The organism is Kitasatospora sp. NPDC048715 (assembly GCF_043198905.1).
Lineage (GTDB): Bacteria > Actinomycetota > Actinomycetes > Streptomycetales > Streptomycetaceae > Kitasatospora > Kitasatospora lactacystinica.
This window is the reverse complement of sequence record NZ_JBICVH010000005.1, coordinates 80498-104684: the sequence shown is the minus strand read 5'-3', so window position 1 is coordinate 104684 and position 24187 is coordinate 80498. Positions and strand designations below refer to the sequence as shown.

The following is a 24187-nucleotide window of genomic DNA, read 5'->3' as shown; positions in this document are numbered from 1 at the left end:
CGGGCACCGACGTCCCGCTCCCGGCCCCGGCCGGTGGCGCGGAACCGGGCCCCGGGCGCGGGCGTCCGTCCTTCTCGACGGCGGCCGATGATCAAGGCTGTCGGCCGTCCCCCGGAAGGAGCACCGTGACGGACCGTACGGCGAAGAGCACGCGGAAGAGCGCGGCGAAGAGCGCGGGGAAGGGCGCGGGGAAGAGTACGGCGAAGAGCACGCGGAAGGGCGCGTCGCCCGCCGGCAGGGGCCGTTGGCGTCGCGCCGCGCTGATCGGGTGCGGGGTGCTGCTGCTGGGCCCGGCCGTGCTCGCGGCGGTGCGGGTCCTCGGATGGGACGACGGCACGGTGTGGGCCCTGCCGATGGCCGGGCTGCCCTACGCGGCGCTGCTCAGCGTGCTGCTGCTGGTCGCGGCGGCGGTGCTGCGCGGGCGGTGGCTGACCGGGGTCGCGGCGGCGCTGGTGGTGCTGCAACTGTGGTGGCTGATACCCCGGCTCGTCCCGGGCGGGGCCGACGCCCCGGCCGACGCGCCCCGGCTGCGGGTGGCGACCAGCAACAACTTCATGGGGCAGGTCTCGCCGAAGTCCCTGGTCGACCTGGTGCGCGACCAGCGGATCGACGTGCTCGCGGTCGAGGAGCAGAGCGACTCCGCCGCCGACGCGCTGGACGCGGCCGGCATCCGCGCCCTGCTGCCGCACCGCGAGCGGCCGGCCGGCACCGACACCGCGCTCTACACCCGGCTTCCCGTCAGCTCCGCCGCCGACCCGGCCTGGCCGACCACCAACCTGACCGTCGACGTCGGCGGCCGTCCGGTGCAGCTGGTCGCCGTGCACACCTACTACCCGGTCGGCGACGCCCGCCGCTGGGCCGAGGGACTGCACGCCCTGCGCGCCGCCGCGCCCGGGCGCGCCCGCAACGCGGTCCTGCTGGGGGACTTCAACGCCACCCTCGACCACAAGCCGATGCGCGACCTGATCGGCACCGGCCTGACCGACACCCACGAGGAACTCGGCGCGGGCCTCCTCCCGACCTGGCCCCAGGACCACCCCGACTACCCGGTCCCGGCCGCGATCCAGATCGACCACGTCCTGCACGGGCCCGCGCTGACCGCCGTCGACGTCTCCGAGCACTCCCTGCCGCGCAGCGACCACCGCGCCGTGGTCGCCGAACTCGCCGTCCTGCGCTGAACGCGGAACCCGAACGCGAGGGGCCGGGGACGGCTCCCGCACCGTCCCCGGCCCCTCACCGGGCCGCGGCCCCCGTCGCGGGGGCGGTCACCGGCGGCGTCGCCGGAACCGGGGGAGCAGAAGGCCCAGGACGGCGAAGGCGAGGGTCGACAGCACGGCGACCACGGGGGTGGGGAAGTACCCCGGCTGGACGGTCGACGCCTCGGCCGCCCCGGAGCTGCCGGGAGCCGTCGGGAAGGTGACGGTGACGCGCGTGCTGCGCTCGACCAGGCCGCTCCTGAGCGTGAGCTCCGCGTTCCACCGGCCGTCCGGCAGCTGCACGTCGAGCGGGACGACCGCCTCCGCGAGGCTTCCCGGAGCCACGGTGGTGCCCGACCTGGCAGGGAAGGGGCCGGCGCGCAGCCCGCCGGGTCCGTCGGCGAGGGAGAGTGACCCGCCGATGTCCAGGGCGCGGCCGCCCGTGTTGCGGATCCGGGCGTGCACCTCCTTCCGCCCGTCGCGGGCCCTGGTCGGAGTGACCTGCTCGATCGTGAAGTCGGAGGGCGGCTCACCGCCGGGACCGACGTCGATGTACATCCGGACCCCGACCCGGCCCAGGAACGCCAGGTTGTGCGAGCGGTCCGCCGGGTTGCCCGTCTGGGCCCAGACGACGCCGTAGCGCTCGCCGGCGGAGGCGTTCTTGGGCACGCGGACGGTGGTGCGCACCTGCGCCGTCCCGGAGGGCGCGAGGTCGAGCTCGGTCGTGTCCAGCGACGTCCAGCCGGTCAGCTCGTTGGGGGTGCGGTCCGCCGCGAAGGTGAACCGTCCCTTCGTGATGGTGGCCGCCGCCGCGTACACGCTGACGTGCATCGGCGTGGACGACTCGTTGGTGACCTCCACCCGCCGTTCGACGGTCGTGCCCGGGGCGACGTGGTCGACGATGTAGGCCTGCGCCCGGGGGTCGTCACGGCGGTTCTCCGGGGCGTCGAGCAGCCTGATGCCGATGGTCTTCTTCGCGGGGGTCGGCTGGTGGGAGGGCGTCCCTGATGTCCCGGATGTCCCGGATGTCCCGGAGGTTTCGGATGATTCGGACGTCCCGGTGACCCCGGGCCGCCCGGACGCCCCGGTGACCTCGGGCCCGGGCATCCCGTCCGCCGTCGCCGGCAGCACACCGATCGTCTGGACGACGGCCAGCAGTGTCAGCAGGACCCAGTAGCGGCGCGCACGCTTCATCCGCTCAGGCAACGGAGTGGGTCAGCGTTCCGGTGTACGCCCCGCTGATGGCGGCGGCCGGCAGGGCGACGCTGACCGTCGGGTCCCAGCTCGCGGTGTTGTCCCCGACACCGGCGCTCCCGGTGACCACCACCTGCGAGGAGTTGCTCAGCGTCACGTTCGTCGGAGTGGCGGTGATGGTGCCGGTCGTCGTCACCGCCCCGACCGTGTAGGCGGCATTGGTGGCGGCCACCGTCGACGAACCGTTGGTGAAGTCCGTCTCCGACACGGTCACCGTCCAGGAGGCCGAGAGGAGAGCGCGGTTGTCGGTGACGGTCACGGGGCCGATCGGGGAGCTGATCTGAGTACCGGGCGCTCCCGAGCCGAGGGCGGCGCTGGCCGGCACCGACATCGACAGAGCGCCCGACGTGACGGTGAACGTGACCGTGGTGCTGGGATCGGCCGCCGCGTCGGCGAGGCCCGGTTGGACCAGAACGAGGGCGACGGACGCGGCCGCGGCGGGCAGGATTCGCAAGCGCACAACAACTCCTGGAGTAGCCGTCCGTGGATGGACATGCCGGGTGACGTGATGTCAGGCAAACCGGCGCGGCCCCTTCGCGCAAGCCGACGACGGCCGCACTCCGCCACCGGAATGACCACATTTCAGCCGGATCGAAGACCGGCCCGCCCCGCCCCGTCACGTGGGTGACCACCCGGACGCGGTGACGAAGCGGCGGCGAACCGGCGCCGGTGCGCCTCGCCGCTCCCCAGGCCTGTTCCAGGGGCCCCCTCGTCCCGCCGCGGCGTTCCAGGAGGCAACAAAAGCGCAGGTCACGGGGTGTTTCACCGTTCCAGCGTCCCGAACCGCCGGGCAGTGCTGGCGGGCGGGACGGATCCCGGGCCACTCTGTGGTCCGGCGGCGACCGGCACCGAGCCCGAGGGGCCGCCCGACCCGCCGGCCTCCGCGGAGGCGGCGGCCACGGCGGCCGACGCCGTCCGCCCGCCGCCGGGCGCGACCACCGCGCCGGACGCCTCCCACCACGCACCACCCGACCCAGAAGGAAGCCCTGCCATGCGCACCTCGAACCGACGCCCGATCGCCGTCCTGCTGGCCACCGCCGGGCTGCTGGCCGCCGGGGCCGTCCCGGCCGCCGCCGTCCACGGCGGAGCGGACACCACGACCAGGTCCCACCCGTTCGTCGTGGCCCTGGAGACCGCCACGGGCGAGCAGTGGTGCACCGGCGCGCTGATCGCGCCGACCAAGGTGCTCACCGCGGGCCACTGCGTCGCCGAGGCGGCCGACCCGACCTCACTGCGGGTGATCGCCGGGCGGACCGACCTGACCGGCCCCGGCGGCCAGGTCCGCCGGGTGAAGGGCTACCGGGTGGACCCGCGCTACACCTCCGGCCTGGCCCACGACTCCGCCGTCCTCACCCTGGACCGCCGGCTGCCGCAGACACCGGTCCGGGTCGCGCGGCAGGGGGACGAGGCGCTGTACCGGTACGGCCGCACGGCCACGCTGCTGGGGTTCGGGCGCACCGGCTCGGACGGGCGGCCCGGCACCCACCTCAAGCAGGCGGAGCTGACGCTGGCTCCGCCGGCCTCCTGCGACCCGTACACCTCGCCCGGCGATTCGCCGCTGCTCAAGGTCTGCGGCCTGCCGCGGGCCGGAACGACGGACAGCGTCTGCAAGGGCGACTCGGGCGGGCCGCTGGTGGCCGGCGGCGTGGTGATCGGCGTGGTCTCCACCGGCAACAAGTACTGCGACACCCAGTACCCGGTCTCGGTGTTCACCCGGGCCACCGACGTCCCCGCGCAGCTGCTGTCCTAGCCGGTGGCCCATCGGGCAGTGCTTCCCCGGCCGAGGCACTCGTTCTCCGCCGCCGGGCGCGCCAGTGCGCCCGGAGGCGGACGCCCTAACCGCCGCAGGTCAGGTCCTTCGCGGGCAGCCGGCCCGTGGTCAGGTAGCGGGTGACGCTGCCGTCCGCGCAGGAGGGGCCGGCCACCACCACGCCGTGGCCCTCGCCGCCGGCCACCGTGACCAGCCGTGCACCGTGCAGCGCCCGCCGCATGCCCTGGGCCATGGACAGCGTCGCCTGCGGATCCCACTGGTTCTGCACGATCAGCGCCTTGACGTCGTTGTTCACCACGGTGGCCGGCTCGCCGCCCGCCGGCTTCCAGAACGCGCACGGCAGGATGTTCGCCCCCAGGTCGCCGGCCAGCGGGTACCGGGCCCGGTCACGGACCGCGTCCCGGCGGTACTGCTCGGGGTCGCGCGGCCAGTTGCGGGTGTCGCCGCAGAGGACGGCCCACGCGACGGAGACCGTGTTGTCCGCCGGAACGACCGACGGCACCGCCGGTGCGGCCGGCCCGCCCGCGGCGGCGGCCTTCAGCGCGACGATCCAGGGGGTGACGGCCTCGACGTGGACGAACGCCGCGTAGCCGGACCGGACGGCGTCGCCGTCGAGCGACCCGTCCCCGGTCGGGACGGGCGTGCGGTCGGCGTGGGCGACCAGGTCCCAGTACGTCCTGCGGACCTCCGCCGCCGTCGCCCCCAGTCCGTACGCCGCGTCGCGGGCGGCGGCCCACTCGGTCCAGCGGGTGAAGGCGAGTTCGGCCCCCGCCGACGCCTCCCGGAGCCCCCCGCGCCACACGAGCGACGGGTCGAGCGCGCTGTCGAGCACGAAGCGGTCCGAGCGCTGGGGGAACATCTGGGCGTAGACGGCGCCCAGGTAGGTGCCGTACGAATGCCCGAAGTAGGAGATCCTCCGCTCGCCCAGTGCCGCCCGGACGACGTCCATGTCCCGCGCCGTGTTGCGGGTGGTGATGTGCGGCAGCACGTCCCCCGCCTTGGCCCAGCACTTGTCGGCCACCGTCCGGGCCCAGGCCACGTCCTTCGCGAACGTCCCTGCCGAGTACGGGTGTTGGAAGGTCCGCTCGTCGGCCTTCAGGTCGCAGCCGATCGGCGAGCTCTGCCCGGCGCCGCGCGGGTCGAACCCGATCAGGTCGAACCGGTCCCGCACCTCCGCCGGCAGCAGCGGCTCCATCTCCACGGGCATGGTCAGCCCCGGGCCGCCCGGGCCCCCGGGATTCATCAGCAGCGCGCCGTGCCGCTGCTTCGCGCTGCCCGCCCTGACCCGCGACATCGCGATGTCGATCGTCCGGCCGCCGGGGTCGGCGTAGTCCAGCGGCACCTCGACCTTCGCGCACTCGAACGCCGCCGGGCGGTCCGCATCGCAACGCTCCCAACGGAGTTGCTGCTGCGCGTACCGCTGGAGCGGATCGCCCGCCGCGAACGCCGTCACGGGGGTGAGCGCCGCCAGCGCGGTCGTCACCGCGCCGGCGGTCAGCGCGGAAATCGTCCGTCCGTCTCGCAGAACCATGCCAGTCCTCTGTGCAGAATCGGTGCCTCGGAATTGCTTCCAGTCTCCGTTCCGCCGCCCCCGCACCCCGTACGGCGCCAGGATGGGTTCATGATCCAACCTGCGGCGTACGCCGCCGCGCCGACGTAGGGCCGCAGGCCCATGCCCCGTCATCCACCGGTCCGGACGGACGGACGGCCGGACCGGGGTGCCGGTGTCCACGGGGGGCGGTCACCCGGCGGAGTGGAGAACGGGCGAATCCCGGGCGGGGGCGCTCCGGCGGGCAGTACGGTGCCCGCATGACCGTGCTCGTCCGCCGTCGTCACATCGACTTCGGCCGCATCCACTCCACAGGCTGTCCGGTCATCGTCTGATCGCCCGCTCCGCCCGGCCGCGTCGTTCCGCGCCGTTCCGTTCCGCGCCGTTCCGTTTCGAACGGCACCGCCGCCGCTCCGTGCTGCCCGCTGCCCGCCCCTCGGCGTACGCGGCCCGCACCCGTGCGTGCAGGACGGAGGGCTCCCGCACGTCCCGGCCGACCACGATCCGACCGCACCGAAAGGACAGCCGTCCACCATGACCGAAACCGTCACCGACCACTACCTGCGCAACAACGCCGACTACGCCGCGGCCTTCGACGGGCCGCTCCCGCTCCCGCCGGCCCGCCGCACGGCCGTCCTGGCCTGCATGGACGCCCGGCTCAACGTCTACGGCGCGCTCGGCCTCGCCGAGGGCGACTCGCACGTGATCCGCAACGCCGGCGGGGTGGCGACCGACGACGCCATCCGCTCGCTGGCGATCAGCCAGCGGCTGCTCGGGACGCGGGAGATCATCCTCATCCACCACACCGACTGCGGCATGCTCACCTTCGGCGACGACGCCTTCCGCGAGTCGATCCGGGAGGAGACCGGCGTCAAGCCCCCGTGGGCCGCCGAGGCCTTCGCCGACCTGGAGACGGACGTCCGCCAGTCGGCCGCCCGGATCCGCACCAGCCCCTTCGTCCCGCACACGGACGCCGTGCGCGGCTTCGTCCTCGACGTCGCGACCGGCCTCCTCAAGGAGGTCGTGCTCTGACCCGACGGCGTCCCGGTGCGGCGGCCGGACGAGGCCGCCGCACCGGGACGCCCGGCCGTCGATCGTCGGCCGTCGGCCGTCGTCGGCGCCGACAACCCGACCGGCTCGACCCTTCGTGAGCCCCCTACTGTGCTCGACGCCCAGGTGATTCGACGCCTGCGTGCAACCCTTGTGGCGGCGCGGCGGTGAGTAGGGCAGAGCGACGGTCCGGTCGGGTCGTCGCGTGGACGAAGAGGAATCGGATGACCGCGAGCGCATTGCACATCCCGGTGGAGGACCGGCCCCGGCCCGGCACGGCACCGGCTTCCGCGGGCGGCCCCGGCCTGCGGGAGCTCGACTTCGAGGGGTTCGCCGCCACCCGCTGGCGGCGCCTGGTACGCACCGCCTACCTGCTCACGGGCGACTACCACGAGGCCGAGGACGTGGTGCAGGCGACGTTCGCGAAGGTCTTCAGGAACTGGTCCCGGATCAGCCGCCTGGAGGAGCCGGACGCCTACGTCCACCGGGCCCTGGTGAACAACAACCTGAGCCGTCACCGGCGGCGCCGGGTCAGGCAGCTGCTCGTGCCCGTCCTCCCCGATCGGGCGCACACCGCGGGCGGCGGCCACCGCGACGTCGAGGAGCGCTCGGTGCTGCTCCAGGCGCTGGCCGAACTGCCGCAGCGCCAGCGGGCCGTGGTCGTCCTGCGCTACTGGGAGGACATGAGCGAGTACCAGGTCGCCGAAGTGCTCGGCTGCTCGCTCGGCAACGTGAAGAGCCAGGCCAGCCGAGGCCTGGCGAAACTGCGCAGCCACCCGGTGCTGGCCCCGTACGCGGCGGGCACCGGTTCGACGATCGACGGCACGGACGGAGGCAACAGGTGATGGACACCGAGGACATGGTGCGCGGCGCCCTGCGGGACGAGGCGGCCCGGGTCGCGGTGGCGGACTGGTCCGCCGGGCCCGTGCAGGTCCACGTGCGCCGGCAGCGGCGGGGGCGCCGGATGGCGGTGGGCGCGTCGGCCGTGGTGGCCGCGCTCGCGCTGGTGGCCGGTACGGGGGCCGTCCTGTCCGCGCAGGGCGGGGACCGGGCCGTCGGGCCCGCCTCGCAGGCCCCGCCGGCACCGGCGGGGCCGGCCCCCGAGGCCCTGGTGGTGGAACCCGGCCAGCAGCTGCCGCTGGGCCGCCCGGACTGGTGGATGCAGCTGAAGGACCAGGAGATCTGCATCCACGACGCCCCCGCGTACAAGAGCGGCCCGGGGTGCTCCGGACACTCCTGGGCGGGGGGCACGACCGAGATCACCATGCAGTACTACGGGAACCCCCCGCAGCACCAGGAGGGCCTGTACAACCTCGTCTACCACGGTCCCGGGCAGGTCGCCCGGATGGCCATCGAGGTGGACGGCCAGGCGTACTGGGCCACCGTCGCCTCGCTCCCCGGCGAACCGGGCTACGCCACCGGCTACGTCTGGGGGCCCAGTCAGAAGGCCGCCGACGGCCCGGGCGCGCACCCGCTGGAGGGCATCAGGCTCGCCGCGTACGACGCCCAGGGGAAGGTGCTGGCGAGCAAGACGCTGCCGTCCTGACCGGACCGGCGGCGCGGTGGTGGAGCCGGCCGCTCGTCGAGCGGCCGGCTCCGCACGCTTCGGCGCGGCTCTGCGCGGCTCCGCGCGGTTCAGTGCGGTTCGGCATGGTTCCGCATGGTTTCGTACGGTGGAGTCGAGGGCGCCGCCGACCCTCGGCTACCCTCCCCCCTCGTGGACGATCACCCCGCACCCCCGACCCTGCGCGTCTTCGTGGCGCTCGCCCCGCCCGACGACGCCAAGGACGAACTGGCCCGGGCCCTGCGGCCCGCATATGCCGGGTACCCGCGGCTGCGGTGGAACCGGATCGAGGACTGGCACATCACCCTGGCCTTCCTCGGCGAACAGCCGTCCACGGCGGTGCCGCTGCTGCGATCGGCACTGGCCGACGCGGCCGCGTCGCACCCCGCCCTGCACCTGGGCCTGCGCGGCGGCGGCCACTTCGACCAGCGACTCCTGTGGACCGGCATCGACGGGGACCTGGAAGGACTGCACCGGCTCGCCACCGACGTCCGGGACGTGGTCGGGTCCTGCGGAATCGCCTTCAGGGACCGGCCGCTGCGCCCCCACCTGACCCTGGCACGCGCCCGCCGTGACGACCCCGCCAGCGTGCCGCAGGCCGCGGCCGGGCTCGCGGGATTCGTGGGCCGGCCGTGGCGGACCGAACGCCTCCACCTCGTCGGCAGCAACATCGGCCGCGGCCCCGGGCCGATCCACTACCGCGACATCGAGGCGTGGCGGTTGGGCGCCGCCGTCCAGGCCCTCGGCGGCGGCTCCCTCGCCGAGCCGTAGCCCGCAGGCCCGCAGGCCCGCGGGCCCGCAGGTCCGCGCCCCGCGAGTCGCGACTCGCGGCGCGGCTGTCGGAGGTGCGCAGTACGGTCCTGTCATGGCAGCCAGAATCGATCTGACCCTCGACTGCGCGAACGCACCGCTCCTCGCCGCGTTCTGGAAGACGGCACTGGGCTATGTCGACGAGCCGCCGCCCGCTCCCTTCAAGACCCGCGAGGAGTGGCTCGCGCAGTTCGACCTGCCGGAGGACGACTCCGCGGACGACGGGGCGTGGCTCTGCGACCCCGATGGCGTCGGCCCCCGCCTGTCCATCCTCAAGGTCCCCGAACCGAAGACGGCGAAGAACCGGCTCCACATCGACGTCCGGGTGCCGGGACACGGCAGCCCCGGTGAGCGGTGGGCGCGGATCAAGGCGGAGTCCGAGCGGCTGGTGAAGGCGGGCGGGGCCGTCCTGCAGGAGTTCGACGGGCACCACGTCGTGATGGCCGACCCGGAGGGCAACGAGTTCTGCGTCGCCGCAGCCGCAGCCTCGGCCTGAGGCCCGCAGGGCCGGGGAGCCGGGCACGCGCGCCGAGGACGGTGGATCCGACGCGGCGCCCGACGGTCACGGCCGGCCGGCTCCGGCGGTGCGCAGTGGGGGAGTGCGGTCAGCGGCCGGCCAGGTGGCGGGAGATGAGATCGACCTCCTCCAGCTGGGCGGTGGTCAGGCGCCGGGCTTCCCGGACGACCGCGGCCACGTCCGCGGCCCGGGAGTGGAGCGGCGGCAGGTCGTCCGGCAGGCGCATGCCGCCGACCGCCGCCAGGTCGGGCGCGGGGATGCCGAGCACTCCCGCGAAGCCGGCCACCAGCTCGGGGGTCGCTTCGGTGGTGCCGCGGCCCACCCCGCCGATCGTGGACGGCGACAGATATATCCGCCCGTCGGTCACCGCGTACAGGGCCTTCGCCGTGCACGTCCACTTGAGGTTCCGACTGTGCGCGAGCTCAAGGAGCACCGCCCCGAACCCCGGTTCGTACCGGTGGTACGGCCGGTCGATCCCGCCCCGCCCCTCCCGCCGCACCAGGGGCTGCGCCCGGATCGCGTCCAGTAGCGGACGCCGGTTCTCGGCGGGCATGACCATCGTGTTGTGAACGACGGGGCCGACCGACCAGTGCGGATTGCGGGTGACCGGCGTCAGGTCGTCGGGCACCGGCTGCCGGGCAAGGACGAACAGGTCGGCGGCGTGCAGCCCGAGCACCGGCGCCAGGCCCCTGAGCAGCTGTCCGGTCGGCACCCGCCCGTCGAGTACGGCCCGCAGCTCCGTCGGGTCGGCGCCGGCCGCCGCCGAGAGCGCGGCGGCGTCGATCGCCCGACGGTCCGTCAGGTGCGCCAGCAGCGCGCCGAACTCCAGTACTCCGGTCATTCCGCCAGCGTATCCACCTGCGCGGAGCCCGCCCGGCGCGCGCCCGCTGCGGTCGCTCCGGCGGCACACCGTGGTTGCCGGCACGTGCCTACGGCCTACGGCCGGTACCGCTCGGCGAGGTCGCCGTAGCCGCCCGCTGTCCAGACCGCCTTGCGGAACTCCGCGAGGCCGAGCGGCCCGGTGCCCTGTCCGGCGGTGGGCGGGAAGTGCGCGGTGCCGCAACGGGCGCAGTACCAGGCCTGCTGTCGGCCCGTCCCCCTGATCACCCGTCGGCCTGCGCGGCGGCCAGCACCTCGCGGACGGTGGTGACCCACTCGTGGTCCTCACCGACCCGGGACGTCAGCGCGTCCAGGGTGTGTTCGAACGCCACCACCGCCTCCTCGCGTCGGAGCAGGCCGAGGCCGAGCCGGCACTGGTCCCGTCGGAAGGCCGTCATCAGGGCTTCCGGGTGGTCCGGGCCGTACTCCGCGCTCTCCCCGGCGAGCACGGTCTCGTACAGCCGCAGGGCCTCGGCGCGGTCACCGTGCAGTCGTGTCAGCCGTGCCAGGCACAGGGCCGCCTCGCGGCTCTGCTTGTCCGCCGGGCCGAGGACGTCGGCGTACGCGTCGGCCACCTGCCGCAGCTCGTCGATCGCCTCGGTGTGCCGCTGCTGCTTCTCGAACAGGTGGGCCAGGCAGTGGCGCTCGGACAGGACGACGGAGTCCATGCCGTCCACGGACTCCAGGCGGATCGCGAGCACCGCACGGATCTCCCGTTCGGCCTCCTCCCTCCGGCCGCCCTTGCTCAGCAGGTCGGCCCGCTCGTGCCGGAGCCGGAGCGCACTCGTGAGGACCGGCGCCGGCACCGGGCCCCTGCCGTCCAACGACGACAGGGCCCCTTCGTACTCGGCGAGCGCGTCGTCCCGCCGCCCCTGGTGGACGAGGTTCTTCGCCAGGCAGCTCGTCATGTTCCAGTACAGCTCGTATTCCTGGGCACCGGCACGTTCGAGGTCCTGCAGCACCGACCGGTACTCCATCTCCGCCTCGGCCCACCGCTGGGCGGCGTCCAGGGCGTGGGCCATGTGATGCCGGTCCTGCAGCGGCAGGAAGTGGTGGTCCGACGCCGACCGGCTCCGGGTGTGCTCGATCAGCTGCCGGTACTCCTCGTCGGCGCCGCTCTCGCCGTGGCCGCGTTCCGCGATCAGATGGGCGAGCGTCCCGTGCACCAGCAGCGTGTACGGATCGGTGGCACCGAGCGCCCGGCGGCAGTCCGTCAGGAGCTCGCGCAGCTCGGCCTCGACCTGGGCGTCCTCCTCGGGCCGGCAGGAACGCCGGGCGGTCGCGACGTCGTGCCGGGTGATCAGCGTCTCGATGTGGTCCGCGCCGAGCTGCGCCGTCTGCTCGGCCAGCAGCCGCTCGAACTCGCCCAGGTGTTCCTCGTCGTACCCGCGGGCCGTGGTCAGCTGGGACAGCGCTCTCTGGGTGAGCAGCGTGTACGGGTCGTGCGGGCCGAGTACCCGACTGCGCAGCAGCCGGATGGCGTGCAGTTCGGTCACCAGCTCCGCCTCGGACAGCATGCCCAGGGAGAATCGGTGACCGGCCAGGTCGAAGCGGGTGATCAGGGTCTCGGGACTGTCGGCCCCGAGCGTCTGCGCCTGCCGGGTGACGATGTGTTCCAGCTCCCGCAGCTGTTCCTCGCCCCGGAGTGCCCGGTTCCTGTCGGCGAGCACCGCGCGGTGACGGATCGACAGCCGGAGCGGGTGGTCCGGGGGCAGGAAGGCCGCGCGCCGTTCGAGGAGGCCGGCCAGTTCCTGGTCGGCCTCCGCCCCCGCGAAGACCTTGAAGGCGAAGCCGCCGAGCCCGACCCGCAGCAGGGGTAGCAGCACGGCGTCCTCGTCACCGCCCGGTGCCGCGGCCAGCGCGGCGACGACGTGGGGGAAGAGCAGCCGCCACCAGAGCCAGTTCCCGGGCTGCTCCGGGGCGCGGGCCGCGCCCCGTTCGAGGATTTCCGCGGCCGCCCGCCACACGGCTGTCCGGTCCTCGGCCGGGCCTTCGGCCAGCCGCAGGGCGTTGGCCTCCAGCACCAGCCGGTGGCTGGCCAGGCACGGTATGGGGTCGTGCCCGTCGGACGAGCCGCCCGACCCGATGTCCACCACGTCGAGCAGGCCCAGGTCGATCAGCGCCTCGATCGCCCGGTCCACCCGCTCCGCGTCGGCTCCCCGGGCCGTCGCGCCCGGGAGCGGCAGCGGGTCGATGTCGAGCAGTCCCACCGGGAAGGGGGTCAGGGCGCAGCACGACAGCAGGCGCATCAGGGACCGGGCCTCGGGCAGCCGTTGCTCCTCCAGCAGGTCGAGGGAGAGTTCCCAGGTGCGTCCGATCAGCCGGCGGTGGAACTGCTCGGTCCCGGCGTCGTCGCCGCGCCACGTCCCGCCCTGGTCCAGGAAGCCGGCCCCCGCCTCGCCCAACGCCTCCGCGTAGGCGGTGAAGCCGCGGACCCGGCCGCCGGGACGGCCGTCCCGGTGCCGCAGCAGCCCGGCGCCCCGCGCCGACCTGGCCAGGTACGATCCGGCGAGCTTGAGCGCCAGCGGCAGCCCGTCGAGCCGCTGGGCCAGGACCATCGCCTCGTCCGGATCCCCGGCCTCCCCCGCGAGGTCCAGCAGGACGTCCCGGCCGTCGGCCGGGACGAGCACGCCGACCCGGTGGGTGTCGGCCTCGTGCCCCCAGATCCCGGGGCTTCCCACCCGGGTGGTGACCACGGTCATCCCGGCCCGGCTCGAACGCAGCCAGCCGGTGCCGTCGCCGGGCGCGCCGCTCTCCGCGGCCAGCCACGAGGGCTCGTCGACGTTGTCGACCACCAGCAGCCACGGGTGCTCCGCGCCGTCCAGCTCCCGCCAGACCAGATCGGTCGCGCTGATCCGGCCGGCCCAGGCCGCCTCGATCTCGTCCGGGGCCGCGCCCGACTCGCGCGCGACCTCCCGCATTCCGGTGACCAGGCGGTCGGGTGAGGAGGCGGACACCCAGTACACCCGGTAGCCCCGGTCCCGGGCCCGGCGGGCGAGGTGCAGGGCCAGCGTGGTCTTGCCGCAGCCGCCCATGCCGTGGAGGATCTGGGGCCGGCCGTCGCCCTGGGACAGCCGGGTCTCCAACAGGTCCAGCAACTCGTCGCGTCCTCGGACCCGGGGCGGCAGTTCGCCGTACGGCGGGCGGATGGAGAAGGTGCCGGGGCCGGCGGGCCGGGACGGCACCGGCTGGGCCCGCACGGGGTCGCCACCACCCCTGGCCGCGTGCTTCGCCGCCTCCAGGGCGTCCCCGGCGGCCTTGTGCGCGTCGGCCCAGTCACGGTTCGGAGCGGCGTCGCATCCGAGCAGCAGGGCTTTGAGCGTCTCCCAGGTCGGGACGCGCTTGCCGGTCAGCACGTCCGACACCGTGCTCTTGCCCACGCGGGTGCCGGCCGCCAGATCCCGCACGCCGGAATAACCGGCCGCCCGCGCCACCTCGCCCAGCCGGCCCGCCAACTCCCGCACCGGCTCTGGCGCGTCAGCGTCCACCTCACCGAAGCCCACTGCCACTCCCTCCCGGCCGATCGATGTGTCCCGAGCGTACGGCGTCGGTGTCCGGTCGGACGTCCCCGGGACGCCGGACGGACACGATCCGTCCAGGCCGCGGCCTCGTTGTCCGGCCGCTGTCCGACGGCCGTTCAGGACAGCCCCGCACCTCCGTACACCGGAGACAGCGGCCGACGGGGCCGCGGTGGCGCACAGGGAGGGAACGGTTCACATGGATCTACTGCTGACGGTCGTGGACTTCGTGCGGGAGCACGGTACGGAACTGTCGGTCGGGATCGGGGCGTTGCGACTGACCGTCGACACGGTACGGGGCATCAGGTCGCTGCTCCGTCGGCGGGCGCGATCGGCCGGATAGCCGGTGGCCGATGGCCGGGGACAGGGCGGCCCGGCGGGCGGTGTGCCCGCCGGGCCGCTCGGCCCTCCGGTCCGGCGTCCGGCTGTGCGAGGGCTGCCGGGCGATGTCCCGCACGCCGGACTCGCGTTCGGCGGTGTCGATCAGGTCGACCACCTGGACCCGGTGGCACCTTGCACGGGTCATCGGATCACCGGACGTCGTCGTGCCCGAGACCGCGGTCGGGCGCGCTCATGTCGCCCGTCCCGGGCGTGCCGTCGGCGAGCCCGTAGCGCAGGAACACCGTGCCCTGCGCACCGGCCGCCGGCGGTTCGAGGAGCGTCAGGTTCGTGGGCACCGCGCCACCGTCGAACACCTTCTTCCCGACGCCGAGCACGATCGGGTGCACCCACAGGTCGAGACGGTCGAAGAGCTTCTCCCGCAGGAGGGTCTGCACCAGGTCCAGGCTCCCGACGACCTTCACGTGCTCGTGCCGGTCACGGACCTCGCGCACCGCGCCGGCCAGGTCCGGGCCCAGCAGCGTGGACCCGGCCCACGGGAGGCCGGGCGTGCCGCGCGAGGCCACGTACTTCGGGACGCGGTTGAAGAGCTCGGCGATCTCGCCCTCCTTCTGGTGCGGCCAGTAGGCGGCGAAGATGTCGTACGTCCGCCGCCCGAGCAGCAGGGCGTCCGTGCCCTCGTACGCGGCGAGGATCTGCGCCCCGGTGCCCTCGTCGATCAGGGGCGCCTGCCAGCCGCCGAACGGGAACCCCACCGGGTCCTCGTCGGGGCCGCCGGGCGCCTGCCCGACGAGGTCGAGGGTCGCGAACAGTTCGATGTGGATGAGGCCCATGTCTGCACTCCCGGTGAGTTGGTCGTCCCCGTCGAGATGTAGACCTTCCGGGGCCGGAAAACTCATCGCCGCGCCGGTGCCCGGTTTCCGCTGCCCGGTTTCCGCACCCGCCGCCCTTTCAGTGCGCGCGGTCCAGGAGTGGCTGACTGTGCGTGCCGACGGTGTTACTCTCCCGAGAGAAGAGAGAGCTGACTCTCACTTGCCGGTTCGGAAGGCCACTCGTCCGTCCTGGCCCGGCCGTGCGGGAGAGAGCGGCTCCGCCAAGCGTCCCCTGCTCTTGTGGCCCTTCGGCCGGTGAGGAGAGACCATGACCGCGCCCGCACCGCAGTTACCCTTCGAACGCCCCAACGCCCTGGACCTGGCGCCACTGCTCGCACGCCTGCGCGAGGAAGGCCCGATCACCCGGGTGACGACACCCGCCGGCGACCCGGCCTGGCTGGTGACCCGCTACGAGGAAACCCGGGTGATCCTGAGCGACACCCGGTTCTCCCGGCTGCGCCCCGACACCGAGGACGCCCCGAGGATCTCGGCCTCGGCGCTGCACACACGCCCCGCCGTCACGCCCGAGGAGGAGGACCGCGAACACACGCGGATGCGCCGGATGCTGGCGCCCGCGTTCAGCGCGCCGCGGATGCGCCGGATGGGCGAGCGGATCGGGGAACTCGCCGAGTCCTGCCTGGACGCGATGGACGAGGACCGTTCGCGGGATCCGCAACGTGCCGTCAACCTGCACGACCACCTGTCGTTCCCGCTGCCGGTGATGGTGATCTGCGAGCTGCTGGGCGTGCCGGTCGCGGACCGGGACCTGCTGCGCGGCTGGTCGGAACGGATCGCCGCGCTGTACGGCGGCGCCGACGGGGCCGCGGCCATGGCCGAGTTCGAGGCGTACGTCGCCGCCGTCGCCGCGGAGAAGCGCAAGCGGCCGGGGCAGGACGTGATCAGCGACATCCTGGCCGCACAGGCACAGGACCCCTCGTTCACCGAGGAGGAGATGACCCGCCTGGCGGTGGGACTGCTGTTCGCGGGCCACGAGACGACGTCGACCCGGATCGACCTGGGGGTCCTGTTCCTGCTGAGCGACACCGCCCGGCGCGACCGCTTCACCGCCGACCCCGAGGGCTCCGCCCGCGCCACCGTGGAGGAGGTCCTGCGGATGGCCGCCCCCGGCGCCCTGGGCCTGACCCGCTACGCCCGCGAGGACGTCACCGTCGCCGGGACGGCGATCGCGCGGGGCGAGGCGGTACTGGTGGCCATCAACGCCGCGAACCGGGACGGGCGGGCCTTCGAGGAACCGGACGCCTTCGACCCGTCGCGTTCCCCCAACGCGCACCTGGCCTTCGGACACGGCGGTCACTACTGCATCGGCAACGCGCTCGCCCGCACCGAGATGCGGATCGCGCTGACCGCGCTGTTCCGGCGCTTCCCCGGCCTGCGGCTGGCGGTGGACGCGCGCAGCCTGCGCGACCACTCCGAACGGCTGGCGGGCGGCATCGGCGAGGTCCCGGTCCTGTGGTGAACGGGGACCACCGGCCCGAGCGGCCCGCCGCACGGGTGGAGGCGGACACCTCGCGGTGCGTGTCGTCGGGGCAGTGCGCGATGACCGCGCCGTCGGTGTTCGACCAGGACGAGTCCGGGCGGGTCGTCGTGCTCGCCGCCGACCCCGGCGGCCCGGCGGCGGAACAGGCCCGCGAGGCGGCCGCCATGTGCCCGGCCTCGGCGATCCGGCTGCGCCCGGCGCGCTGACGGACGGCGGTGCCGGTGGTGCCGGTGGTGCCGGCGGTGCCGGTGGTGTCGGCCGCCCGACGTGGCGGCCGGCACCTGCCCCGGCGTCAGGCATCAGGGCGTCACGGCGTCAGGACGTCAGGACGTCAGGACGTCAGGACGTCAGGGCGTACGGGTGTGCAGCGCGGGGGCGGGACAGGGCAGCGGGCGGGCCCCGGCGGGGGACAGGCCGTCGAGGACCAGGGCCAGGTACCGGCGCCAGCCGTCCTCCCGGGCCTCCATCGTCCACAGCACCGAGACGAGCATGACGACGATGCGGTGCAGGTCGTCGGGCACGAGGTCGGCGCGGATCACGCCCGCGTCCTGACCGCGCGTCAGGAGGGCGTCGAGCGCGGCGAAGAACTCCTCCCCGGTTGCCGGGGTCAGCACGCCGGCGGCGCGGGCGGCGGCCAGCACGTTGTAGTCGCCGGCCACCGATTCCAGGGCCGCCTCCAGCACACGGACCAGCCCGGACGCGGGATCGGCGTCGTGCGCGGCAGCCTGGATGACGGGACGGACGTGCTCGCCGAAACGCTGGTCCAGCACGGCCCGCAGCAGCGCGGCCTTGTCGGGGAAGCGGCGGAAGAGCGTGGCGGCCCCGACGCCGGCCCGGCGCGCCACGTCGTCGAGGTGGGCGTCGGGGCCCTGCTCGGCGAAGACCTCCCGGGCAGCCCGGACGATCTTTTCCGCGTTGCGGGCGGCATCGGCACGCAGCAGCCGGGGGGAGTCGAGGGCCATCCCGGCACCCTATCCAAGGGCCGCCCGCAGCGCGGCGACGTCCGGCGGGCGCCGCCGCAGCAGGTGGCCGGCCGCCGGGGACCGCCCGGTGGTCCCCGGAGCCCGCCAACTCCCGGGCGGCGTGCGCGTGTCGGACGAAGGCCACGGCCCGCCCGCCGCCCGCCCGCGGCGGCGGGGCCGGTGCGGTGCCGGCTACTCGACCGCGCGCAGCGCGTTGACGATGCCGAAGCCGTAGAAGCCGTTGACGCGCTTGCCGCCCGCACAGACGGCGTCCCCGGAACCGCCGCCGTTCCCCCCGTTCCCGCCGTGCGGGTCGGCCGGGCCGGCCGGACACCCCGGGTTGTCCGCCTGGGCCTTGAGCAGTGCCTGCAACTGGGCCGGGGTCGCCTCCGGGTGGGCGGACTTCAGCAGCGCGGCCACACCGGAGGCGTGGGGCGTGGCCATGGACGTGCCCTGCTCGTAGCCGTACTGGTTGTTCGGCAGCGTCGACAGGATGCCGCCTTCCCCGGACGGGGTGTCCGAGGCCTGGTACCGGTCACCGCCCGGCGCCGCGACGTCGATCACGCCGAGGCCGTAGTTGGAGTAGTACGCCTTCGCGTTCCTGGCGCCGGTCGCGCCGACCGTGACGACGCCCGGCAGCTGTGCGGGCAGGTCCCAGCACCTGTGCGGGTCGACCGTCCGGCTCGCCGGGGTGGAGTCGTTGGGGCTGCCACCGTCGGTGAAGCCGTCGGAGGCCAGGTCGTGGTTGGCGTTGCCGGCCCCGGCGACGTTGAGGGTGCCCTTGCGCTGCGCGTAGAGCTGGGCGCGGTCGACCGCGTCGACGATGGCCTTCTGGTCGGGGTCGTCCAGGCAGTTGTACTGCCACGGGTCCACGTAGTAGCTGTTGTTGGTGATCTGCACACCGTGGTCGGCGGCGAACACGAAGGCGCAGACGACGCTTTCGGCGTAGATCAGCTGGCGCGGGGTGGGCTGGGAGACCGTGATGCCGGAGACCTTCACCCCGGGTGCCACGCCCGCGACGCCGACGCCGTTGCGGGCCGCGGCTATCGTGCCCGCCACGTGCGTGCCGTGGAAGTAGTCCGCGTCCACCGGCCGCCAGGAGCCGTACGCGGTGTCGGCCTTGCCGCTGGCGCAGTTCGCGGACTGCGAGGGGGAGAAGTTCGCGGCGAGGTCCGGGTGGGTGTCGTCGACGCCGGTGTCGATGACGGCGACCGTGACATTGCTGCTGCCGGGGTTGATCTCCGCGGCCTTGTCCGCGCCGATCGCCCGCAGGGCCCACTGCTCGGCTTCGAGGGGTTCGGTGCCGCTGCCGGACGCCTTCGCGATCCCCGCCGCCTCGGCCTCGGAGAGGCGCCGCACCCCACCCTCGTCGGTGGTCCCCGCCGCGCTCAGCGGCGCGGTCCGCGTGGCGCCCGCCGACTGCACTCCGCGCACCGCGCGCATCCGCCTGCCGAAGTCGGGGTTCGCCGAGTGGGCGACGATGACGCCGATCCCGTCGTACGTGACGACGACGGTGCCGCCGGCCGCGGCGACGGCCCGCTGCACCTCGGCGATCGTGCGACGGTCGGTCCTGGTGTTGACGACGTACGCCAGGGGGTGCGCGTCCTCGGCCTGCGCGGCGTACTGCGCCCGGGGCGTCGCCGAGGCCGGCGTGGGGAGGAATCCGAGTGAGGCGGTCAGCGACAGCACGATCGGCACGGCCGGGCCGAGTCGCAGTAAGGAACGCAGTCGAGCCATGTGGTCTCCACATCATCCGGGTGCAGGACCCGGCCGAGGACAGCGCGCCGGCCGGGCAGGAACAGGACGGGTGGTACAGGACGCGTGGTGCAGGAGTGAAGCTATCCCGCCACCTCACCAACCATCAATGACTCGGCAAAGACTCGGCAATGACTCGCCGACGGCCTGACCGGACCCGCGGCGAACCGGCACGGCCGGCCCGAGGCCGAACCCGACGCGGCACGACGGCCGACATCAACGCCGTTGGCCCCCGGCAGGGTTGCCGTGGCCTCCGCACTCCGGCCGCCGTCGTGCCGCCGCCGCACGCTCCCGGTGCTGGCGGTCCCGCGCGTCCGGGGAGGTCGTCTCCCCGCGCCCGGTATCCGGCAGGGCACAGGTTCCCGTCGTCCAGGCGTTGGGACGGCCGGCCGCGAGGCAGGCCGTCATCCGCCCACGCACGATCAGCGGATGTGACATCGGACACATCCACCGCGTCGGGTGCCGGCCGACTGTCGTCCGCAACACCCAAACCCGCAGGTCAACTTCGCAACGCGAGGTCCCTGACGAACCCGCGGGCCGTTCAAAACGATCTAGCTCCCCACAGAGGATTGGGCCTAGCCTGCCCGCCATGTCCCAGAACACGAACACCCCCGGTTTCCCCGGGCAGCCGGCCGCCCCGGCCGGCGACTCCGCCAAGGTGCAGCGCCAGGTGCAGCAGCAGGCGGGCGTCGGACCGGTCTACGGTGGCGGCGGCACCCTCTTCTCCGAGCCGGTCCTGGTGGTGAACCAGAAGGCCAAGCTGATCGAGCTGACCAACGAGTACTCCGTCTTCGACCAGCAGGGCGCCACGCTGGGCTCGGTGGTCCAGGTCGGCCAGAGCGCTCTGCGCAAGGTGCTGCGGCTGCTCTCCTCCCTCGACCAGTACCTGACCCACAAGCTGGAGATCCGTGACGCGCAGGGCACCCCGGTGCTGCTGCTGACCCGCCCGGCGAAGCTCATCAAGTCGCGGGTGATCGTGCAGCGTCCGAACGGCCAGGAGGTCGGCCAGATCATCCAGCAGAACGCCATCGGGAAGATCAATTTCTCGCTGGAGGTCGGCGGTCAGAAGATCGGCGCCATCAAGGCGGAGAACTGGCGGGCCTGGAACTTCTCCATCGTCGACGAGACGGACAACGAGGTCGCCCGGATCACCAAGACCTGGGAAGGCCTGGCGAAGACGATGTTCACCACGGCCGACAACTACGTGCTCCAGATCCACCGCCCGCTCGCCGACCCGCTGCTCAGCCTGGTCGTGGCGACCGCGCTGACCGTGGACACCGCGCTGAAGCAGGACGCCCGCGGCTTCGGATAACCGCGAACCGTACGTTGTTCGGAGCCCCGCCCCCGACCGGGCGACTGCCCAGGGGGCGGGGCTCCGGCCGGAGAGCGGAGCCGTGCGTCATCGCCGGCCCGGCGGAGAAGCCCGCCACCCGATCACGGCCGACGGGTGGGCCGCCCGGCCGCTGCGGGGCGGCCCACCCGTTCCCGCGTTCCGGCTCGGCCGGTCAGCGGGACAGAAGGAACTTGGTGGTCGGCACGCCCCGGACGGTGGCGCAGTCCAGGTTCGAGGTGGTGGCGCGGTAGGTGAAACCGCTCGGGACGCTGCACGCCCACATGCCGCTGACCGGCGTGCGGAGGTGGAAGGTGGTGGACGGCACGCCCTGCGTCAGGCTGCACGTGGTGGACGAGCCGGCGGAGTCGTAGGTGAAGCCCGGGGCGGTCGAGCAGGAGGTGAGACCGTCGACGGGCGTGCGCAGGTGGTACTGCGGCGACTTCCAGCTGCCGCCGCCGCTGCACGTCTGGCTGAAGACGACCCCTTCGTAGACGTAGCCGGACGGGACGGAGCAGGCCCAGGTGTCGTCCAGCCCCGTGGCGGTGGCGGAGGCCGGCGTCGCGGTGGCGGCGCCGGTGAGCAGCAGGGTGAGCGCGGCGAAGGCGGCGAGCAGCGCGGTTCGCGCGGTCCGTATGGTGCGTGTGACGGACATGTTTTCTCCTTCGGTGGAAATGCGGCCGGAAGGTGCGCGGTGCGGCGGTACGGCGGTGCAGCGGTACGGCGGTGCAGCGGTACGGCGGTGCAGGGGGCGGTGATCGCGGGTGGGCGTTCACGGCCGTCGATGGTTCTAGCACGCAATGACGGGCCGTCACCCGGACGCTCCATCGCGGAGAATCACTTCGGCGCCCGCCGTCCACGCGCCCTGCGCGGATGCTCCGGCCCGTCTCATCCGATCGGCCCCCGGATCCCTCCCGCGCCCGGCGGAGCCGATCCGCGTGCCCGGCTCCGCCGGAGGCCCGCTCGTTCGGGGCGCGGTGCGACGTGCTGTCCGTGGACCGCTCGGTTGTGGCCGCCTCCTCCGGCGAGCACTCCGTCAGGGCCCGCTGCGCGGCCGGGTACGCCTCCTTGGCGGCCGAGACGTCGGACGTGTCCGTCCGGGCGTGGTTCCCGCCGACCCTGACCGCCTCGACCAGGATCCGGCCGTTGGTGCCGTAGAACACCTCCTCGCCGTGGTCCACGGGCACCGGCCCGGAGGTTGGGGAAGCCATCAGCGCCGGTGGGCGCGAGCTTCCCGTTCGGACCGATGGTCCGGCAGGACGGCTGTCTTTGAGTGAACTCGGCGCACTGTTCGCGGTGGGCTGCCACAATGCCGTAAGAACCATGTGACATGTCACAGTGCTGTCAGCGCTCGCCGAGAGAACCGGACGAAGGAGGGCCCCTTGAAACGCCTTGCTGCCGTTCTCGCCGCTCCGGCGGCGCTGACCGGCACTCAGACCGCCTCCGCCTCCGCCGCCACCGCATCCGCATCCGTCGCCGGCATGACGGGCACCACCGTCTGCGGGGACCCGGGCGCGCCGAACTACCTCACGATCAGGGCCTGCATCAACACCAACGGAGGCCAGGTGTACGTGTTCGGGCGCGCCACTCCGGCCAGCCCGGCCTGGCAGGACCAGCAGGTCTCCTTCCGGCTGACCAGCGTCGGCGTCACCAGCCCGGCTGGCCCCAATCGACCGCGACCGTCTCGACCATCGTGAACTGCTGACCTGCGCCCGGTCGCCGGCGTGATGCTGAGCAAAGGCCGCCTTCGCGCTGACGACCGGGCGGGGCGGCGGGGACCTCGTGGCGCGAGAGCGACCTGGGCCCGAGCGTCGTCACGTGCGTGCCCGGTGCGATCCAGCCGGCGCCCAGGGCGGGCACCGGACTGTTCGTCGCGACGACCACGACGTCGCGCTCCCGCACCGCCTCCTCGACCGTGCCCACTGCCCGCACCTCGACCCCCAACTCCTGGGCGGCGTGCCGGGCGAACGCCTGCGTGCGCTCCGGGAGCCCGCAGTCCGGCCTCTCGAACGCCTCGACGAATCAACCGAGTTCAGGGCGTCCCCGGCGCGAACACCCTGACAGGACGCACCCGCAGAGGCCGTCCGGGAGTCGTGTAACTCGACTCAGACGAAGGCGACGACGAGCACGGCGGCCGCCAGCAGGAGGACAACCGTCAACGCCGGCGCGCCGAGGCGCCCGCCGGGCTCGGAGGTGACGGCGACCAGCGAGACGGCGGGAACCGCCAGCGAGAGGACGACCGCCAACCACCCCACGGTACCGGTGGGAACCCCGGCGACCATGGCCCCCCAGACGGTCGTGAACATCACCGCCAGCCAGGCCGTCGCGGTCAACACCACCCAGGCCGCGCGCGCGGTCCACCGCTCGACCGGGTCGGCCGCGCGGAAGTTGGTACGGGTCATCGTCCAGATCCGGGTCAGGTTCGCCACCGGAACATCCTGTCGAACAACACCGCCGGGCACCAGGAACGGACGCGCATCGCCGCAGGCGGCTCCCCGCCCCCCGACTCGACCGCAGACCAGCTCAGGGGCTCCGAACCACCACCACGAGCGGGCCGAGCCGAGCCGAGCCGGGCCGGGCCGGGACGGTGGCCCGGCATGGACGGTGGGGGAGTCCGCGGGGTGGTGGGCAGGCGGCGACTTGGCGCAGCGTCGCCGGTTCTTGACAGCGCGTCCTCCCGTCCGTCAGGAGCCGCCTACCGGAGGGCTCCGGCTTCTAATCTCCTTGGTGAGAGCGGCCGCCTCCATTCGGAAGCGGCCCGCTGTCACCTACGGGAGGGGAATTCCATGATCAAGATGCGTACTTTCGCCGCAGTCGCCGTCGCCGCGGCCTCGCTCGCGCTCGGAGTCGCCGCCACACCGGCGTCGGCGGCACCGGCCCCGAACGGGTCCACCATCGTCAGCGTGCAGAGCATCACCGAAAGCCCGGACAGCACAAGTACCATCGGCGGAAGCTGCCCGGCCCCCGTCCATGACGGTGCGCCCGCCGCACCCTACCTGTGCGGCACCAGGGTCACTCGCCTGATCTGGTCGGGCAACCGGATCGAGTACGTGCTCGTCGGTACCGACCGCCGGATCTGGCACACCTACCAGACCACCGCGAACGGACCGTGGTCCAGCTGGGACCTCCTCGGCGACAGCAGCGACGTCCAGGACGGTGTCTGGGTCCTGGACTACAACAGTTCCCCCCTCCTGTGGCTGACCGGCAGCAATGGCGGTCAGTGGTGCAACACCATCAACAGCAGCGGCACGTGGACCAACTGGTTCAGCTGCCAGATAGGCTGACAACCGGGTGATCACCGGTTCGTGAAATCGCCGGCGAGG

General features: G+C 73.7%; 25 protein-coding genes and 1 pseudogene. 14 read left to right on the top strand and 12 right to left on the bottom strand.

Annotation, left to right across the window (positions count from 1 at the left end; genetic code table 11):
* The first annotated feature begins 125 nt into the window (after positions 1-125).
* Entirely contained in the window at positions 126-1178 is a 1053-nt protein-coding gene (locus ACGFSC_RS11390) for an endonuclease/exonuclease/phosphatase family protein (protein WP_359899161.1), read from the top strand.
* 87 nt (positions 1179-1265) lie between these two features.
* On the opposite strand, the gene ACGFSC_RS11385 is transcribed toward ACGFSC_RS11390, so the two are convergent.
* Both ACGFSC_RS11385 and ACGFSC_RS11380 read right to left on the bottom strand, forming a co-directional pair.
* Entirely contained in the window at positions 1266-2390 is a 1125-nt protein-coding gene (locus ACGFSC_RS11385) for a peptidase (RefSeq protein WP_359899160.1), read from the bottom strand.
* A 4-nt stretch (positions 2391-2394) separates the two neighbouring features.
* Positions 2395-2910, bottom strand: a complete 516-nt coding sequence (locus ACGFSC_RS11380) for a hypothetical protein (RefSeq protein ID WP_359899158.1) — start codon at positions 2908-2910, stop codon at positions 2395-2397.
* Positions 2911-3441: 531 nt separating this feature from the next.
* On the opposite strand from ACGFSC_RS11380, the gene ACGFSC_RS11375 reads away from it, so the two are divergent.
* A complete protein-coding gene (locus tag ACGFSC_RS11375) occupies positions 3442-4200 on the top strand; it encodes a serine protease (protein ID WP_359899156.1) in 759 nt (252 codons plus the stop codon).
* An 85-nt stretch (positions 4201-4285) separates the two neighbouring features.
* On the opposite strand, the gene ACGFSC_RS11370 is transcribed toward ACGFSC_RS11375, so the two are convergent.
* On the bottom strand, positions 4286-5752 hold the full coding sequence (locus ACGFSC_RS11370; RefSeq protein ID WP_359899154.1) for an alpha/beta hydrolase: 1467 nt from the start codon (positions 5750-5752) through the stop codon (positions 4286-4288).
* Between the two features lie 552 nt (positions 5753-6304).
* On the opposite strand from ACGFSC_RS11370, the gene ACGFSC_RS11365 reads away from it, so the two are divergent.
* From ACGFSC_RS11365 to ACGFSC_RS11345, 5 genes are all read left to right on the top strand, one after another.
* Complete coding sequence (locus ACGFSC_RS11365) at positions 6305-6802, top strand: carbonic anhydrase (RefSeq protein WP_359899152.1); 498 nt, start codon at positions 6305-6307, stop codon at positions 6800-6802.
* Positions 6803-7044: 242 nt separating this feature from the next.
* Positions 7045-7665: a SigE family RNA polymerase sigma factor gene (locus ACGFSC_RS11360; RefSeq protein ID WP_380356810.1), complete on the top strand. Its 621-nt coding sequence runs from the start codon at positions 7045-7047 to the stop codon at positions 7663-7665.
* A complete protein-coding gene (locus tag ACGFSC_RS11355; protein ID WP_359899150.1) occupies positions 7662-8366 on the top strand; it encodes a hypothetical protein in 705 nt (234 codons plus the stop codon). Before ACGFSC_RS11360 ends, ACGFSC_RS11355 begins: the two co-directional genes overlap by 4 nt.
* A 171-nt stretch (positions 8367-8537) precedes the next feature.
* Positions 8538-9155 (top strand): RNA 2',3'-cyclic phosphodiesterase, encoded by a 618-nt coding sequence (thpR, locus tag ACGFSC_RS11350; RefSeq protein ID WP_359899148.1) that lies wholly within the window; start codon positions 8538-8540, stop codon positions 9153-9155.
* A 94-nt stretch (positions 9156-9249) separates the two neighbouring features.
* A complete protein-coding gene (locus ACGFSC_RS11345; RefSeq protein ID WP_359899146.1) occupies positions 9250-9690 on the top strand; it encodes a VOC family protein in 441 nt (146 codons plus the stop codon).
* A 109-nt stretch (positions 9691-9799) separates the two neighbouring features.
* Here the strand turns inward: ACGFSC_RS11345 and ACGFSC_RS11340 are convergent, their stop codons facing one another.
* From ACGFSC_RS11340 to ACGFSC_RS11330, 3 genes are all read right to left on the bottom strand, one after another.
* Positions 9800-10552, bottom strand: coding sequence for a hypothetical protein (locus ACGFSC_RS11340; RefSeq protein ID WP_359899144.1), 753 nt, complete (start codon positions 10550-10552; stop codon positions 9800-9802).
* Positions 10553-10647: 95 nt separating this feature from the next.
* Positions 10648-10818 carry a hypothetical protein gene (locus ACGFSC_RS11335; RefSeq protein WP_359899142.1) on the bottom strand — a complete coding sequence of 57 codons (171 nt, stop codon included), beginning with the start codon at positions 10816-10818 and terminating at the stop codon, positions 10648-10650.
* Positions 10815-14078, bottom strand: coding sequence for an AAA family ATPase (locus ACGFSC_RS11330; RefSeq protein WP_359899140.1), 3264 nt, complete (start codon positions 14076-14078; stop codon positions 10815-10817). Before ACGFSC_RS11330 ends, ACGFSC_RS11335 begins: the two co-directional genes overlap by 4 nt.
* Positions 14079-14307: 229 nt before the next feature.
* On the opposite strand from ACGFSC_RS11330, the gene ACGFSC_RS11325 reads away from it, so the two are divergent.
* On the top strand, positions 14308-14451 hold the full coding sequence (locus tag ACGFSC_RS11325) for a hypothetical protein (protein ID WP_359899138.1): 144 nt from the start codon (positions 14308-14310) through the stop codon (positions 14449-14451).
* A gap of 187 nt (positions 14452-14638) precedes the next feature.
* Here ACGFSC_RS11325 and ACGFSC_RS11320 read toward each other — a convergent pair whose 3' ends face one another.
* The gene (locus ACGFSC_RS11320) at positions 14639-15280 is read right to left on the bottom strand and encodes a dihydrofolate reductase family protein (protein WP_359899136.1); all 642 of its coding nucleotides are present in this window, start codon (positions 15278-15280) and stop codon (positions 14639-14641) included.
* Positions 15281-15587: 307 nt separating this feature from the next.
* Here ACGFSC_RS11320 and ACGFSC_RS11315 point away from each other — a divergent pair, with 307 nt between their 5' ends.
* Both ACGFSC_RS11315 and ACGFSC_RS11310 read left to right on the top strand, forming a co-directional pair.
* Complete coding sequence (locus ACGFSC_RS11315) at positions 15588-16796, top strand: cytochrome P450 (RefSeq protein ID WP_359899134.1); 1209 nt, start codon at positions 15588-15590, stop codon at positions 16794-16796.
* Positions 16793-17023: a ferredoxin gene (locus ACGFSC_RS11310; RefSeq protein ID WP_380356797.1), complete on the top strand. Its 231-nt coding sequence runs from the start codon at positions 16793-16795 to the stop codon at positions 17021-17023. The genes ACGFSC_RS11315 and ACGFSC_RS11310 overlap by 4 nt, the downstream gene beginning before the upstream one ends.
* A gap of 141 nt (positions 17024-17164) precedes the next feature.
* On the opposite strand, the gene ACGFSC_RS11305 is transcribed toward ACGFSC_RS11310, so the two are convergent.
* Positions 17165-17779 (bottom strand): TetR family transcriptional regulator, encoded by a 615-nt coding sequence (locus ACGFSC_RS11305; RefSeq protein ID WP_359899130.1) that lies wholly within the window; start codon positions 17777-17779, stop codon positions 17165-17167.
* 192 nt (positions 17780-17971) lie between these two features.
* On the bottom strand, positions 17972-19516 hold the full coding sequence (locus tag ACGFSC_RS11300; RefSeq protein ID WP_359899128.1) for a S8 family serine peptidase: 1545 nt from the start codon (positions 19514-19516) through the stop codon (positions 17972-17974).
* Positions 19517-20123: 607 nt separating this feature from the next.
* Between ACGFSC_RS11300 and ACGFSC_RS11295 the strand changes: the two genes are divergently transcribed.
* A complete protein-coding gene (locus tag ACGFSC_RS11295) occupies positions 20124-20846 on the top strand; it encodes a phospholipid scramblase-related protein (protein WP_359899126.1) in 723 nt (240 codons plus the stop codon).
* 193 nt (positions 20847-21039) lie between these two features.
* On the opposite strand, the gene ACGFSC_RS11290 is transcribed toward ACGFSC_RS11295, so the two are convergent.
* Positions 21040-21519: a hypothetical protein gene (locus tag ACGFSC_RS11290; protein ID WP_359899124.1), complete on the bottom strand. Its 480-nt coding sequence runs from the start codon at positions 21517-21519 to the stop codon at positions 21040-21042.
* Between the two features lie 338 nt (positions 21520-21857).
* Here ACGFSC_RS11290 and ACGFSC_RS11285 point away from each other — a divergent pair, with 338 nt between their 5' ends.
* Both ACGFSC_RS11285 and ACGFSC_RS11280 read left to right on the top strand, forming a co-directional pair.
* On the top strand, positions 21858-22022 hold the full coding sequence (locus ACGFSC_RS11285) for a hypothetical protein (RefSeq protein WP_359899122.1): 165 nt from the start codon (positions 21858-21860) through the stop codon (positions 22020-22022).
* Positions 22023-22246: 224 nt separating this feature from the next.
* The gene (locus ACGFSC_RS11280; protein WP_359899120.1) at positions 22247-22561 is read left to right on the top strand and encodes a hypothetical protein; all 315 of its coding nucleotides are present in this window, start codon (positions 22247-22249) and stop codon (positions 22559-22561) included.
* Here the strand turns inward: ACGFSC_RS11280 and ACGFSC_RS11275 are convergent.
* Positions 22512-22838 (bottom strand): annotated as a pseudogene (locus ACGFSC_RS11275) (hypothetical protein); the annotation flags it as partial. The gene ACGFSC_RS11280 and the pseudogene ACGFSC_RS11275 overlap by 50 nt on opposite strands.
* Before the next feature lie 131 nt (positions 22839-22969).
* Positions 22970-23293, bottom strand: a complete 324-nt coding sequence (locus ACGFSC_RS11270; protein ID WP_359899118.1) for a hypothetical protein — start codon at positions 23291-23293, stop codon at positions 22970-22972.
* Between the two features lie 357 nt (positions 23294-23650).
* Here ACGFSC_RS11270 and ACGFSC_RS11265 point away from each other — a divergent pair, with 357 nt between their 5' ends.
* Positions 23651-24148: a hypothetical protein gene (locus ACGFSC_RS11265; RefSeq protein WP_359899116.1), complete on the top strand. Its 498-nt coding sequence runs from the start codon at positions 23651-23653 to the stop codon at positions 24146-24148.
* Positions 24149-24187: the final 39 nt, after the last annotated feature.

What these genes read in the sequence shown, in the direction of transcription:
- ACGFSC_RS11290 (WP_359899124.1), bottom strand. Translation starts at nt 21,519, where the DNA reads ATGTCCGTCACACGCACCATACGGACCGCGCGAACCGCGCTGCTCGCC.
- ACGFSC_RS11360 (WP_380356810.1), top strand. Translation starts at nt 7,045, where the DNA reads ATGACCGCGAGCGCATTGCACATCCCGGTGGAGGACCGGCCCCGGCCC.
- ACGFSC_RS11320 (WP_359899136.1), bottom strand. Translation starts at nt 15,280, where the DNA reads ATGGGCCTCATCCACATCGAACTGTTCGCGACCCTCGACCTCGTCGGG.
- ACGFSC_RS11295 (WP_359899126.1), top strand. Translation starts at nt 20,124, where the DNA reads ATGTCCCAGAACACGAACACCCCCGGTTTCCCCGGGCAGCCGGCCGCC.
- ACGFSC_RS11340 (WP_359899144.1), bottom strand. Translation starts at nt 10,552, where the DNA reads ATGACCGGAGTACTGGAGTTCGGCGCGCTGCTGGCGCACCTGACGGAC.
- ACGFSC_RS11370 (WP_359899154.1), bottom strand. Translation starts at nt 5,752, where the DNA reads ATGGTTCTGCGAGACGGACGGACGATTTCCGCGCTGACCGCCGGCGCG.
- ACGFSC_RS11325 (WP_359899138.1), top strand. Translation starts at nt 14,308, where the DNA reads ATGGATCTACTGCTGACGGTCGTGGACTTCGTGCGGGAGCACGGTACG.
- ACGFSC_RS11315 (WP_359899134.1), top strand. Translation starts at nt 15,588, where the DNA reads ATGACCGCGCCCGCACCGCAGTTACCCTTCGAACGCCCCAACGCCCTG.
- ACGFSC_RS11365 (WP_359899152.1), top strand. Translation starts at nt 6,305, where the DNA reads ATGACCGAAACCGTCACCGACCACTACCTGCGCAACAACGCCGACTAC.
- ACGFSC_RS11375 (WP_359899156.1), top strand. Translation starts at nt 3,442, where the DNA reads ATGCGCACCTCGAACCGACGCCCGATCGCCGTCCTGCTGGCCACCGCC.
- ACGFSC_RS11385 (WP_359899160.1), bottom strand. Translation starts at nt 2,390, where the DNA reads ATGAAGCGTGCGCGCCGCTACTGGGTCCTGCTGACACTGCTGGCCGTC.
- ACGFSC_RS11345 (WP_359899146.1), top strand. Translation starts at nt 9,250, where the DNA reads ATGGCAGCCAGAATCGATCTGACCCTCGACTGCGCGAACGCACCGCTC.
- ACGFSC_RS11265 (WP_359899116.1), top strand. Translation starts at nt 23,651, where the DNA reads ATGATCAAGATGCGTACTTTCGCCGCAGTCGCCGTCGCCGCGGCCTCG.
- ACGFSC_RS11300 (WP_359899128.1), bottom strand. Translation starts at nt 19,516, where the DNA reads ATGGCTCGACTGCGTTCCTTACTGCGACTCGGCCCGGCCGTGCCGATC.
- ACGFSC_RS11305 (WP_359899130.1), bottom strand. Translation starts at nt 17,779, where the DNA reads ATGGCCCTCGACTCCCCCCGGCTGCTGCGTGCCGATGCCGCCCGCAAC.